We start from the raw sequence: 12,701 nt of genomic DNA, 5'->3' as shown, positions 1-12,701 counted from the left end.
GCCTCGGTCGACCTCTGACCCTCAGGCGGACGCCAGCGCCGCGATGGTCTCGGCCATCGCGCGCGCCCGGGGGACGAGGCTCGCAACCTCCAAATATTCCTCGGGGGAATGCGCCTTGCCCCCCACCGGGCCCACGGCGCACAGGGTCGGGCAGCCGACGCTCGCGGTGAAGCCGGAATCGGCGCAGCCCCCGGCGAACTCGCCCGCGACCGGCACGCCCTGCCCCGCGCTCGCCCGCGCGTAGGTCTCGAACAGCGCCCGGGAGCCCGCATCCTGGACGAGCGGCAGGAACTCGCCCTTGACGGTCAGGTGCGCGGTCGTGCCCGGCACCGTGCCATCCGTCACGATGGCGGCGATCCGCGCCATGGCGTCCTCGCGGTCGAGCGGGGTGACGTAGCGGAGGTCGATCTCGCAGGTCGCCCGGGGCGCGACGGTGTTCACCGACTGGCCGCCGGAGATCAGCCCGACATTCACCGTCGTGCCCCGGTCGAGGTCGGTGATCGCGTGGAACGCCACGGTCTTGTGGGCGAGCGCCAGGATGGCGCTGCGCCCGTCCGCGAAGTTGCCGCCGGAATGGGCGGCCTTGCCGAGCACCTCGAGGTGCATGAACACGCCGCCCTTGCGGCCGGTGACGACGTTGCCGGTCGGCCGCCCCGGCTCGGAATTCAGCACGGCCCGGGCGCCGCGGGCCGTCTCCTCGATGATCGGCCGGCAGGCCGGCGAGCCGATCTCCTCGTCGCTGGTGAAGAGGCCGGTGAGCGGCATCGGCGCTCCGCCGGCCCGGTGATAGGCCGCCAGCACGAAGGCGTTCATTACGAGACCGGCCTTCATGTCGGCGACGCCCGGCCCGTAGGCGCGGCCGTCGGCAACGTGGAACGGACGGCGCGACACCTCGCCCTTCGGGAAGACGGTGTCGCGGTGGCCCATCAGCACCACCGGCCGGTTGCCGCCGCCGGAGCCGGCGACCTCGGCCCTCAGCGCGTCGCCGTAGCCCTCCACCGGGATCGTCGTCGCCGGGATACCCTCACCGGCCAGGAACGCCGCGATGCGCGTGCCGACCGCGTCCACGCCGGCCTTGTCGTAGGAGCCGGAATCGATGTTCACCAGCTCCTCGAGGAGTGACAGCATCGCCCCCTCCTGCCCGTCGAGCCAGCGCAGGGCGTCGGTGTCACATGCGGTCATGCGGGGCCTCGTACCGGGATCAAAGGGACCGCACGCTCAGCCGTCCCGAGATTCGCGGCGCTCGCAAAGGCGGCGCCGCGCGCGTGCGGAGCGCGGATTCGGCCGGCCGCGCCTATTCCACCGTCACCGACTTGGCGAGGTTGCGGGGCTGGTCGACGTCTTTCCCCATGAACATCGCCGTGTGGTAGGCGAGCAGCTGGATCGGCACCGCGTAGACGATCGGCGCCACCGTGGCGTCGAGCGCCGGCATGGTGAAGGTCGCGAGCGTCTCGAGCCCGTGCTCGGCCGCGCCCTTGGCGTCGCCGATCAGCACGATCCGGCCGCCGCGGGCGGCGACCTCCTGCATGTTCGAGACGGTCTTCTCGAACACCGCGTCGTGCGGCGCGATGACGATCACCGGCACGCTCTCGTCGATCAGCGCGATCGGCCCGTGCTTCAGCTCGCCCGCGGCGTAGCCCTCTGCGTGGATGTAGCTGATTTCCTTCAGCTTCAGCGCACCCTCCAGCGCCATCGGGTAGCTGGTGCCGCGCCCGAGATAGAGTACGTCCCGCGCCTTCGCGATCTCCCGGGCCAGACCCTCGATCGCCGGCTCGTCGGCGAGCGCCTCCGCCATCAGGCCCGGCGCCTTGATCAGCGCGTCGACGAGACGCCGCTCGCCCGCCGCATCCAGGGTGCCGCGGGCCCGGCCGGCCGCGATGGCGAGGCACAGGAGCACGGTGAGCTGGCACGAGAACGCCTTGGTGGAGGCCACCCCGATCTCCGGTCCGGCCAGCGTCGGCATCACCACGGAGGATTCCCGCGCGATCGTCGAGGTCGGCACGTTCACCACGCTCAGGGTGTGCTGGCCCTGGCTCTTCGCGTAGCGCAGGGACGCCAGGGTGTCGGCGGTCTCGCCCGATTGCGAGATCACCAGCGTCAGCCCGTCCTTCTCCAGCGGCGCCTCGCGGTAGCGGGCCTCCGAGGCGACATCGATCTCCACGGGCAGGCGCGCCACCTGCTCGAACCAGTAGCGGGCGACGAGACCGGCATAATAGGCCGTGCCGCAGGCGGTGATGTAGACGCGGCTGAGCTTGGCGAAGTCGAAGGGGAGCGCCTCGGGCAGCATGACCCGGCCCTGCGCCATGTCGACGTAGTGGGCCAGCGTGCGGCCGACCACCTCGGGCTGCTCGTGGATCTCCTTGGCCATGAAGTGGCGGTACTCGCCCTTGTCGATCCGGTAGGCCTGCGTCGCGATTTTTTGCCGGGGGCGCTGGACGGGATTGCCGGCCAGGTCGCGGATCTCGGCGCCGTCCCGGGTCAGGATCGCCCAGTCGCCCTCGTCGAGGTAGGTGAGCGCGTCGGTGAACGGGGCGAGCGCCAGGGCGTCGGAGCCCAGATAGGTCTCGCCCTGGCCGAAGCCGACCGCCAGCGGCGCGCCGTGGCGGGCGCCGATCAGCAGGTTTTCCTCGCCCGAGAACAGGAAGCCCAGCGCAAAGGCGCCGCGCAGCCGCGGCAGGGCGGCGGCGACCGCCTCCACGGGACCCATGTGCCGATCCATGTTGCGGCTGACGAGCTGGGCGACGACCTCGGTGTCGGTCTCGGTCTCGAAGACGACGCCGTCGGCCTCCAGCTCGCGCTTGAGTTCGCGGAAGTTCTCGATGATGCCGTTGTGCACGACGGCGAGACGGTTGGTGGCGTGCGGGTGGGCGTTGGTCTCGTTGGGCCGGCCATGGGTGGCCCAGCGGGTGTGGCCGATGCCGATCGTGCCGGTGAGCGGCTCCTGGGCGAGCCGAGCCTCCAGGTTGACGAGCTTGCCCGAGGCGCGGCGCCGCTCAAGCCGCCCGTGCTCCAGGGTGGCGATGCCGGCGGAATCGTAGCCGCGGTATTCGAGCCGCCGCAGGGCCTCGATCACCTGCCCCGCCACCGCGTCGCGTCCGACGATCCCGACGATGCCGCACATGCAAATGTCTCTCGCTTCGACGCCCGCGACGCGTGCGCGAGCCCGCGCGCACGATCCGGGCCGCACCGTTCAAGGCGGGGCCCTGCGCCGCTTGTACCGGATGGGCCCCGCCAAGGGCCAGCCCCGGCCGTTCGAGGCTTCGCGTGGGCGACCGTCAGGATCCCGACCCGCGCCGCGCCTTCTCGGCCAGGAGCGCGGCGCGCTTCTCCCTGGCCCAGCCGGGCTTGGTGGCCTGCCGGCCGCGGGCCACCGCCATGGCGTCGGCCGGGACGTCGTCGGTGATCACGGAGCCCGAGGCCACGTAGGCCCCCTCCCCCACGCGGACCGGCGCCACGAGCGCCGAATTCGACCCGATGAAGGCGCCTGCGCCGATCGTGGTTCGGTGCTTGAGTACCCCGTCGTAATTGCAGGTGATCGTCCCCGCGCCGATATTGGCCTTGGCGCCGATCTCCGCGTCGCCGAGATAGGTCAGGTGGGCGGCCTTGGCGCCGGGACCCATCCGGGCGTTCTTCAGCTCGACGAAATTACCGAGTTCGGCGCCCGTCTCCAGCACCGCGTGCCCGCGCAGCCGCACGAACGGCCCGATTCGCACGCCCGCCTCCAAGTGTGTGTCCGTGAGATGCGCGAAGGCCCGCACGGTGCAGCCGTCGCCGATCCGCACGCCCGGTCCGAACACGACGTTCGGCTCCACGACAACGTCGCGCCCCAGCACCGTGTCATAGCTGAGGAACACGGTCTCGGGGGCAGACAGCGTCGCTCCGCCCAGCATCGCGCTGCGGCGGAGCCGGGCCTGGATCGCCGCCTCCGCGACGCTGAGCTGGACCCGGTCGTTGACGCCCTGCGCCTCCGCCTCGTCCACCGGCACGACGGTGACGGTCAGCCCGTCGCCGACGGCGAGCGCCACCGCGTCCGGCAGGTAGTATTCGCCCGCGGCGTTGTCGTTGCCGATGCGGGTGAGGAGCGCGAGGGCGTGCCGCCCGGAGAGCGCCATCAGCCCGGCATTGCACAGGGTCACCGCCCGCTCGGCCTCGCTCGTATCCTTCTCCTCGCGGATCGCCAGGACGCGGCTTTCCTCGGTGAGCACGCGCCCGTAGCCGGTGGGCGTCGGGCTTTCGAAGGCCAGCACCGCGACCGCCGCACCCTCGGCCAGCGGCGCGCGCAATCGCAAAAACGTGGCGGCGGTGACGAGCGGCGTGTCGCCGAAGGCGATGACCACGTCGTCGTCCGGATCGACCAGCGCGTCCCGAGCGGCCAGGACCGCGTGGGCGGTCCCGAGCCGTTCGGCCTGTGGGAAGACCAGCGCGCCGGGCGCCTGCCGGGCGATCTCGGCGGCGACATCGTCGCGTCCGGGCTCGGCCACCACGGCGATCCGCCCCGCGCCCGCCGCCTGGACGGCGGCCAGCACGTGCCCGAGCATGCTCCGCCCGGCGATCCGGTGCAGAACCTTCGGCAGGTCGGAGCGCATCCGCGTGCCCTTCCCGGCCGCGAGCACGATGGCGGTGAGGCTGCGCGGGGGCGTACCGGTCGGGTTCATCGCGGGTCCAAGCGTCGGATCGGGGGCCACGGATGAGCCGGACGCGGGCGCTGTGCAAGCCCGCTCACGCCCTCAGCGCAGAGCCAGGGCGCCGTGATGGGCGGAGCCATGGGCGAAGTGCTCCCGGCGCCGCTCGATGGAGCTCGGGATCCGCAGGGATTCCCGGTACTTCGCCACGGTGCGGCGGGCGATGTCGACGCCCTCGCCGCGCAGCTTCTGCACCAGCGCGTCGTCGGAGAGCACGTCGTCCGGCGTCTCGCCGTCGACGAGCTGCTTGATGCGATGGCGCACGGCCTCCGAGGAATGGGCCGCCATCCCGGCCGCGCCGGGGATCGCCGCGGTGAAGAAGTACTTCATCTCCAGCGTGCCGCGGCTCGTCCCGATCGCCTTGTTGGAGGTCACGCGCGACACGGTCGATTCGTGCATGCCGATCGCCTCGGCCACCGTCTTGAGGTTGAGCGGGCGCAGGTGCGCGACGCCGTGGACGAAGAACCCGTCCTGCTGGCGCACGATCTCGGTGGCGACCTTGAGAATGGTGCGGGCGCGCTGCTCCAGGGAGCGGGTCAGCCAGTTGGCGTTCTGCAACGCCTCCGACAGGAACGCCCGGTCGCCCTCCGCCGAGGCGCCGCGCACGACCCGGGCGTAGTAGCTCTGGTTGACCAGCACCCGCGGCAGGGCCTCGCTGTTCAGCTCCACCAGCCAGGAGCCGTCCGGGGCGGCGCGCACGAAGACGTCGGGAACCAGAACCTCGACGGCACTCGATCCGAAGGCCCGGCCCGGCTTCGGGTCGAGGCGGCGGATCTCGCCGAGCATGTCGACGAGATCCTCGTCGTCGACGCCGCAGAGACGGCGGAGCGCGGCGAAATCGCGCTTGGCCACGAGGTCGAGGCGCGAGACCAGGGCCTGCATGGCGGGGTCGAAGCGGTCGCGCTCGCGCAGCTGGATCGCGAGGCACTCGGCGAGGTCCCGGGCCGCGACGCCCGGCGGATCGAAGCTCTGCACGAGGGCGAGCATCCGCCCCACCACGGCCGGTTCGGCACCGAGCCGCTCGGCCACGCCCTCCACGGTCTCGCGCAGGTAGCCGGCCTCGTCGATGGCATCGATCAGGAAGCCGCCGATGAGCCGTTCGACCGGCTCCCTGGTCGAGAGATCGAGCTGCCCCGCGAGGTGGTCGCGCAGCGAGGTCTCGGCGGTGAGGGTGGCCTCGAAATCCGGCGCCTCGCCGTCGAAGCTGCCCCCGTTGCTGCCGTAGGGCGGCGGCGTCAGCGAGAGCATGTCCCCGCCCCCCGCCTCCCGGGCCGGGACCGGGCCATCATCGGGGAAGACGTTGTCGAGCCGGGTGTCGAAATCGCCCTCGATCTCGCCGCGACTCGGATTAAGCTCCGCGGACAGCCACGAGTCGGGTTCCGGGGCTTCGAAGCCGTCCGCGACCGCATCGTCCTGGTGGTTACCCGACTCGGCGGCTTCGCCCGCAGCCGGCGGATCGGGCTCGGCGCGCTCCAGCAGCGGATTGCGTTCGAGTTCTGCCTCGACATAGGCTGCGAGATCGAGTTGCGACAGTTGCAGGAGCTTGATCGCTTGCAGGAGCTGCGGCGTCATCACCAGGGCTTGGCCCTGACGCACTTCCAGCCGTTGCACCAAACTCATGCCAGGCCCCGATTCCCTTTCAGCGTGCTTCGCCAACCGGAGCCACGCTGCTCACGGCATGATTCTTGCTTAACTCATGGGTTAAGTCTTTATACCGATCGGACGTGCGCGTCAAAGCGCGTTGGGAATTTGCTTTTGGGCAATCCTGCAGCGGGTTCGAACGTGGTAATCGGGTCACACCGGCGACACCGACCCGAGACTGTGGCGGCTTCCCGTTAACGAAGCCTTGACCATGGATGGGCCGTCCGTCGGGTCGCCGCGTCTCACGATCTGGACAGCGTGCGGGCACCCGGCGATCGCCCACAATCACAGCACCGGTGTGGTGATCCGCCGCGGCAGGCGGAGAGATCTCGCTCAAGTTGCGTGCATTTCCAGACAAGTCCCGATGGTGGCGTGCGCCGGGACATCTCGCCGATGGCCGGTCTCGCCGGACATCGCTCCAGTAGCCTTTCACGCCGGGTCACCTGGGACGGCCTCACACAGGTTAGCGACAGGCGAGGACGGGCGGTTCACGCTCCGGTTATGCCCATGAGGCCCCGCGCCGTGCGCTACTTCACCGACTTCATCGACGGCGGGGGCTTGTCCCGCGACGACGAGGGGTTGGACTTTGCCGATCGGCAGGAGGCCTGTCTGTCGGCGGCCGAGGCCCTGGTCGAAGCGGCCCACGATCTGATCCGGATCAAGCCGAAGCAGTCGGGTTCGGCGGCCGCCGGCGCCCTCTCCCTGGAGGCGCAGGTCCGGGACGAGGCGGGTCGGGTCGTCTTCCGCGTCCGTCTCGCCCTCGATGTCGATTGGCCCCCGGCCGGCACCTGAGGGGACGGCCGGGGCGGATCCGGGCGGGCAGACCGGCGCCGCGTTCGCCGGGGTGCGCGATCGGGCATCGCCATTTCCGGAAGCCGGCAACCGGCACCGGGGGCGTGCCCTACCACCCGCAATTCGGAACCGGTGGCTGCGCCTTGGCCAGGGCGGACTTCTCGATCGGCACCATCGCCCCCCAGGCGTATTTCTGCGCGTGGGGCGTGACGTTGGCGAACAGGCAGCCGAGCTGGAAATGGCTCGCGCCCATCTCGCCCGAGAAACCCATGCAGTCCAGGAAAGTCCAGGTCTTGGGCGCCGGGATCATGGAGCGCCAGCGCGGCATCGCCACCGGCGCGCAGACCTTCACCGCCCCCGTCGCGTCATCGGCGTTGAGGGCGTCTCCGGGCGCCTGCGCGACCGCCGGGCCCGCGAGGCCGAACAGGATCAGCGCCGCGCAGGCCGGTCGTCGGGCGCGCGGGAGGAGGAAGCTGGATCGGGTCATAGGGTCAGTGCATCGTCCGCCAGAGGGCCACGAGAATCGCGAAACCGACCAGGTTGTAGAGGATCGCCCACAGCCAGACACCCAGGACCGCGCGGCTCGGCTCGCGCGGTCGCTGCCGGCCGGGACGCAGGCGGTGGCGATCCTCCGGCGTCGGCCAGATCGCGCTCTTGGGTGCCCTGAGCAGGCGCGTCAGGACCTCGGGCAGGTGCGGGCCGCCTGGTCGTTCGCCGTTCATGACGGCCTCGGATGCGGTGACGGATCGGTGGGCCGGGGCGCGGCCCCCAGGGCCGGGAGTCTGTTGGGGACGAGCGGGTGTTGCGCCAGTGCGCTGAACTCGCCGGTCACAGGACCGTTCCGGCGGCCTCCGGATAGTACTGGTAGGCCCAGGTCTCGGAGAGCAGCCTGTCTCCCGCCTTGAGCTGCAGCCGCATCTCGACCGGCTCGGGCCCCTCCGCGTAGACCTTGAGGAAGACCCGCCATGGGCTGGGTTTGCCGTAGGGCGCCCAGGTCGCGCCGACTTCTTCGGCGCTGCCCCGCGAGAGCGTCAGCGCGACGACGGCCCGTTCCGGATCGAGGCCCGACAGGGCGGCGCCGGCGAATTCCAGCGCGAACTGCCGGACGAGGTTGGCCCGGCCCGGGCGCCGATCGGACTGCGCCAGCCAGGAGGCCTTGGTCGCCCGCGTCGCCACGCAGCGGGCGAGATCGGTGGTGACCGGCTCGCTCACTCCCCAGTGCAGGCGATAGGCATGGCTGCTGTCGGCTCCGGCCTTCGGCGGATCGGCCGGCACCCAGAAGGCGACAATGTTGTCGTCGGTCTCCTGATGGGTCGGGATCTCGACGAGCTGGACGCTGCCCCGGCCCCAGTCGCCCTGCGGCTCGACCCAGATGTCGGGGCGGTTCTCCTCGAAGCCGTCGTCGATGTAGTGGTCGAAGGTGCGGTCCCGCTGCAGCAGCCCGAAGCCCTTGGGCGAATGATCCGCGAAGGCGCTGACGCTGAGGCGCGGCGGGTTGTTGAGCGGGCGCCAGATCAGCTCGCCGGCGCCGGTCTGCATCAGCAGGCCGTCGGAATCGTGGACCTCCGGCCGCCAGTCGCTGGCGAGGAAGCGGCTCGGGCCCTCCGAATACCACAGCATCGAGGTCAGGGGCGCGAGGCCGAACCGCTCGACGGTCTTGCGGAGGTAGAGCGTGCAGGCGACGTCGATCACGACGTGCGGCGCCTTGCGGGCGACGAAGCGGTAGGCCCCGGTCAGGCTGGGACCCTCCAGCAGCGCCAGCACGGTGACGGCACCGTCGGCGGCGGGGCTGACGTAGAAGCGCGTGAAGACCGGGAACTCCTCGCTCCTCCCCGGACCGGGCGCCGTGTCGATGGCGATGCCCCGGGCCGACGCGCCGTACTGCTCCCCGTCGCCGGCGGCGCGGAAGTAGGACGCGCCCAGGAAGGCCAGCCAGTCGCCGTCGTCGCCGGGCTGACCGGCCGGCGCCTTCTGGAAGCGGAAGCCCGCGAAGCCGGCGCCGTCGGGGATGTCCTTGGCCGGATTGTCCGCCGGGTAGGTGAACAGGTCATGGCCGTAACGAACCTCGCGCGCCTGGCCGCCCTCCAGAGCGTAGACCTTCACGGGGTGCCGGAAGAAGTTGCCGAGATGGAAGAAGGTCACCGGGTACGGGCTTTCGGGGAACAGCGCGTGCGCGGGCGGGTAGCGGATCTCCTGGAGCGGCCCGTAGGTCAGGGCGTCGAGGGCCGCCGAGGCGGGCGCCTCGGGCGGCGGCGCGTAGGCCCGGTCCCGGAGCGACCGGGCGAGATCCTTCAGCCGGTCGAAATCCATGGGTTCTGGGGGCGCAAGACGCGGTCCGCCGGAGGCGGCTCGCGCGGCGATCGGATACGGCGCGAGGGCGAGCAGCCCGAGAGCGGTCAGGACGCGGCGCGTGATCAAGCTGGAACCCTTCGAGTCGATCGGGTCCTTCGGACCCGCGACGGCCTCTAAGCAGACCGGCGCCGACAAGCCAACGCGTCGCCCGCCCCGGGGCAGGTGCTGCCCCGCGGACCTGTGAGGGGATCTCGACGTCCGACGCAGGGCGGTGATGGCGTTCGCCGCGAGGCCGCTCAGCTGCGCGGGCTGCAGGCGCCGGTGGTGCCGTCGCTGGTCCAGAGATTGGCGCCGCCCCCGGGCGCGCACTGGCCCGGCAGGGCCAGCGTGATCAGCTTGGACAGGACCCGCGCCGGATCCTCGCCGTAGCCGATCTCCCCCACCATGCGGCCGGTCCGGTCGAACAGCCCGACGCTGGCCGAGTGCTCCATCGTGTAGGCGCCGTCCGTGGTCGGCAGGCGCTTGTAGGCGACGTGGTAGGCATCCGCCATGCGGGCGACCTGATCCGGCGTGCCGACGAAGCCGCGGATGCGGGAATCGAACGAGGCCAGATAGGCGCGCAGGGTCTCGGGCGTGTCGCGTTCCGGGTCGAGCGTGACGAAGACCACGTTGAGGCGGTCCGCGTCCCGGCCCATCCGGCCGAGCGCGTCCGTCAACGTCGCCAGGGTGGTCGGGCAGACCTCGGGACATTGCGTGAAGCCGAAGAACAGGGCTGTCGGCTTCCCGAGTAGGTCCGCCTGGCTCACGGGTCGACCGTCGAGATCCGCCATGGCGAAGGGGCCGCCGACGCGCCGCGGGTGGCTGAACTGCGAGCCCTGCTGGAGGACGATCGCGCCCGTGCCGGCGGCGGCCATGGCTACGAGGGCGGCGGATGCGAACAGGGCGAGGGGGCTCGGTGCCATGCGGTGACCTCGGACGGCGCAGCGTTGCGCCGGATATGGGGTGGCTGTCGACCCGCGCGATGCCGCACCACCCCGGTTGCCCCGCCCCCCATCCCGGCGCTGGCCCGGGCGCCGCCTGTGGCCCGGCAGATCCCCGTCGACCCGCAGGCCCGGGCCGACGCTCCGCAGCGCGACGCCGCCCACGCGGTCGCCTTACCAGCGCACCGTCCTGATCAAGGTGGTGTTCATCGGCGTGCTGGAGGACATCGTCGCGGAATGGGACGTGCCGGTCGACGCGCACGCCCTGGCGCGACCCTTTCTCGACGGCAGCGCCCCCTATCCGACGGCGGATCCGAGCGGCGGCGGGATGCTCGGCCGCCCGCTCACAGGTGTCGGGATGCGACGTGCGCCGCACGTGTGGGCCGGGTCCTTCGACCGGGTCGCGGTTCCGCCGCGAAAGTGCTTCGTGGAGTTGCCCCTCCGTGCCCGAAGACGCGCCGTCTCTACGAGGCCTCGGCGAAGGCGTCGATCGGCGCCGGCCAGGATGCCAGGTCGCCCTGGGCGCTCAGGACGGCATCGATCTCCGCCTTCGGCATCGCCCGGCCGAAGAGGTAGCCCTGCCCGAAATTGCAGCCCTGGTCCGACAGCCAGTGCAGGCTGGCATCCGTCTCGATGCCCTCCGCCGTGGTCGACAGGCCGAGGCTGGTGCCGAGCTTGATGATGGCGTCGACCAGCTTGGCGCGCTCGTCGCTCATCGTGATCGCGTCGACGTAGCTCCGGTCGATCTTCAGCTTGTCGAACTTCAGCTCGCGCAGGTGGTAGAGGCTCGAGTAGCCGGTGCCGAAATCGTCCAGCGCGATGCGCACGCCGAGTTGCCGGAGCGACAGGAGCGTGGCGCGGGTGGCTTCCAGATCCTGGATCAGGGCGCTCTCGGTGATCTCCACTTCGAGGCGCCGCGGCGGGAAGCCGGTCTCGGTGAGGATCGCCAGGATGCGCTCGGCGAGCCACGCATCCTGGAACTGGTGCGGCGCGATGTTGACCGCCAGGATCAGATGGGAGGGCCACGCCCGCGCGTCGATGCAGGCGCGGCGGATCAGGTTGTAGCTGAGATCGGCGATCATCCCGGTCTCTTCGGCGATCGGGATGAATTCGGCCGGATTGACGAGCCCACGGGTCGGGTGGCGCCAGCGCGCCAGCACCTCGACGCCCACGATCTCTTTCTCGGGCAGGGACACGACCGGCTGATAGTATGGCTCGATGGCGCCCGTCTCGATCGCGAGGCGCAGCTCCGATTCCAGGCGGGCCCGGGTCCGGAGCTCCTCGTCCATGGCGCTCCGGAAGAAGCGGTAATTGCCGCGTCCGTCCTTCTTGCCCTGGTACATGGCGAGATCGGCCGCGTGCAGGACCGCGTCGGCATCCGCGTGGTCCGCGGCGACGACGGCTACGCCCACCGTGGCGCCGACCTTGAGATCGTTCTGGTTCCACGACACCGGCACGGCGATGCTGGTGATCACCGCCTGTGCGAGACGCGTCAGGCCCTCGCTGCCTTGCTCGACGGGGACCAGCATGGCGAACTCGTCGCCGCCGAGCCGGGCCGCGACGCCGCCGGACGGCAGGAGTTGCTGCAGGCGTTCGGAGACGGCGCAGAGAACCGCGTTGCCGGCCGCGTGGCCGTACAGGTCGTTGACCGGCTTGAACCGGTCGAGATCGATCAGCAGGACCGCAGCCGATGAGCCGGTGGTCACCGCGGACAGCGACCGCCCGACCGCGTCGATGAAGCGGCGTCGGTTGGCCAGTCCGGTCAGGCCGTCATGCCGCGAGATCGCCTCGGCCTGTGCGGCGGCGGCGTCCCGTTCCAGCATGAGGCGGCGGAGCAGGATCGACTTGCGGACGCTGGCCCCGCACAGCGCCAGCCCCATGCAGGCGGCCAGCATCAGGAGATCGTTGAGACCGTAGGTGACGATGACGCCCTGAAGGGAATCGAACGTCCCCAGGGTGACGCCCACGAACCAGATGCCCACCCCGATGACGAGCAGGCAGAGGGTCTCGTACATCTCGCCGCGGCCCCAGGCGTTCGACGTCTCACGCGACATGTTTTGTATCCGGTTTTCAACGCGTGAAAAGAGCACGCCAAACGCTAAAAGGCAGTGAATCTCATTCTCAACCTGACCTGTGCTTTCTGATAAGTGATCAAAGTCGTTGGTTGACGGCGGATTAAATCGATACCGTGCGGCCGACGGGTTGATGAGGCTGCTGAGACGCATGGCCGGATCGTCGACGCCCACAGCATGGCCGCGGACAAATCTGGCGCTGGGCCGGGTTCAGGGAAAAAATTAAGGTCTCGGGACCCGCG

The 12,701-nt window shown here is 70.8% G+C and carries 10 protein-coding genes; 1 reads left to right on the top strand and 9 read right to left on the bottom strand.

Annotation, left to right across the window (positions count from 1 at the left end; genetic code table 11):
• Positions 1-21 precede the first annotated feature (21 nt).
• From MKL01_RS16495 to rpoN, 4 genes are all read right to left on the bottom strand, one after another.
• The gene (locus tag MKL01_RS16495) at positions 22-1,182 is read right to left on the bottom strand and encodes a M20 family metallopeptidase (RefSeq protein ID WP_243906290.1); all 1,161 of its coding nucleotides are present in this window, start codon (positions 1,180-1,182) and stop codon (positions 22-24) included.
• Positions 1,183-1,294: 112 nt separating this feature from the next.
• Positions 1,295-3,121 (bottom strand): glutamine--fructose-6-phosphate transaminase (isomerizing), encoded by a 1,827-nt coding sequence (glmS, locus tag MKL01_RS16490; protein WP_243906289.1) that lies wholly within the window; start codon positions 3,119-3,121, stop codon positions 1,295-1,297.
• Positions 3,122-3,275: 154 nt separating this feature from the next.
• Positions 3,276-4,655, bottom strand: coding sequence for a bifunctional UDP-N-acetylglucosamine diphosphorylase/glucosamine-1-phosphate N-acetyltransferase GlmU (gene glmU / locus MKL01_RS16485; protein ID WP_243906288.1), 1,380 nt, complete (start codon positions 4,653-4,655; stop codon positions 3,276-3,278).
• A gap of 72 nt (positions 4,656-4,727) precedes the next feature.
• The gene (gene rpoN, locus MKL01_RS16480) at positions 4,728-6,302 is read right to left on the bottom strand and encodes an RNA polymerase factor sigma-54 (protein ID WP_243906287.1); all 1,575 of its coding nucleotides are present in this window, start codon (positions 6,300-6,302) and stop codon (positions 4,728-4,730) included.
• A gap of 528 nt (positions 6,303-6,830) precedes the next feature.
• Here rpoN and MKL01_RS16475 point away from each other — a divergent pair.
• Positions 6,831-7,115 (top strand): DUF6894 family protein, encoded by a 285-nt coding sequence (locus MKL01_RS16475; RefSeq protein ID WP_243906286.1) that lies wholly within the window; start codon positions 6,831-6,833, stop codon positions 7,113-7,115.
• 109 nt (positions 7,116-7,224) lie between these two features.
• Here MKL01_RS16475 and MKL01_RS16470 read toward each other — a convergent pair whose 3' ends face one another.
• The 5 genes from MKL01_RS16470 to MKL01_RS16445 all read right to left on the bottom strand — a co-directional run bounded on the left by MKL01_RS16470 (position 7,225) and on the right by MKL01_RS16445 (position 12,441).
• The gene (locus MKL01_RS16470; RefSeq protein WP_243906285.1) at positions 7,225-7,602 is read right to left on the bottom strand and encodes a hypothetical protein; all 378 of its coding nucleotides are present in this window, start codon (positions 7,600-7,602) and stop codon (positions 7,225-7,227) included.
• 4 nt (positions 7,603-7,606) lie between these two features.
• Complete coding sequence (locus MKL01_RS16465) at positions 7,607-7,837, bottom strand: hypothetical protein (protein WP_243906284.1); 231 nt, start codon at positions 7,835-7,837, stop codon at positions 7,607-7,609.
• Positions 7,838-7,943: 106 nt separating this feature from the next.
• Positions 7,944-9,533 (bottom strand): glucan biosynthesis protein, encoded by a 1,590-nt coding sequence (locus MKL01_RS16460; RefSeq protein WP_243906283.1) that lies wholly within the window; start codon positions 9,531-9,533, stop codon positions 7,944-7,946.
• 170 nt (positions 9,534-9,703) lie between these two features.
• The gene (locus MKL01_RS16455) at positions 9,704-10,369 is read right to left on the bottom strand and encodes an SCO family protein (RefSeq protein WP_243906282.1); all 666 of its coding nucleotides are present in this window, start codon (positions 10,367-10,369) and stop codon (positions 9,704-9,706) included.
• Between the two features lie 482 nt (positions 10,370-10,851).
• Positions 10,852-12,441 (bottom strand): putative bifunctional diguanylate cyclase/phosphodiesterase, encoded by a 1,590-nt coding sequence (locus MKL01_RS16445; protein ID WP_243906281.1) that lies wholly within the window; start codon positions 12,439-12,441, stop codon positions 10,852-10,854.
• Between the last annotated feature and the right edge of the window lie 260 nt (positions 12,442-12,701).

The sequence above is a fragment of the Methylobacterium sp. J-070 genome, from assembly GCF_022829385.1.
Classification (GTDB): Bacteria; Pseudomonadota; Alphaproteobacteria; order Rhizobiales; family Beijerinckiaceae; genus Methylobacterium.
Note: the sequence above shows the minus strand (reverse complement) of the source record. Positions and strands in the feature narration are given on the sequence as shown.

Coding starts and splice junctions, on each gene's coding strand:
- MKL01_RS16495 (WP_243906290.1), bottom strand. CDS start 1,182: ATGACCGCATGTGACACCGACGCCCTGCGCTGGCTCGACGGGCAGGAG.
- glmS (WP_243906289.1), bottom strand. CDS start 3,121: ATGTGCGGCATCGTCGGGATCGTCGGACGCGACGCGGTGGCGGGGCAG.
- glmU (WP_243906288.1), bottom strand. CDS start 4,655: ATGAACCCGACCGGTACGCCCCCGCGCAGCCTCACCGCCATCGTGCTC.
- rpoN (WP_243906287.1), bottom strand. CDS start 6,302: ATGAGTTTGGTGCAACGGCTGGAAGTGCGTCAGGGCCAAGCCCTGGTG.
- MKL01_RS16475 (WP_243906286.1), top strand. CDS start 6,831: ATGAGGCCCCGCGCCGTGCGCTACTTCACCGACTTCATCGACGGCGGG.
- MKL01_RS16470 (WP_243906285.1), bottom strand. CDS start 7,602: ATGACCCGATCCAGCTTCCTCCTCCCGCGCGCCCGACGACCGGCCTGC.
- MKL01_RS16465 (WP_243906284.1), bottom strand. CDS start 7,837: ATGAACGGCGAACGACCAGGCGGCCCGCACCTGCCCGAGGTCCTGACG.
- MKL01_RS16455 (WP_243906282.1), bottom strand. CDS start 10,369: ATGGCACCGAGCCCCCTCGCCCTGTTCGCATCCGCCGCCCTCGTAGCC.
- MKL01_RS16445 (WP_243906281.1), bottom strand. CDS start 12,441: ATGTCGCGTGAGACGTCGAACGCCTGGGGCCGCGGCGAGATGTACGAG.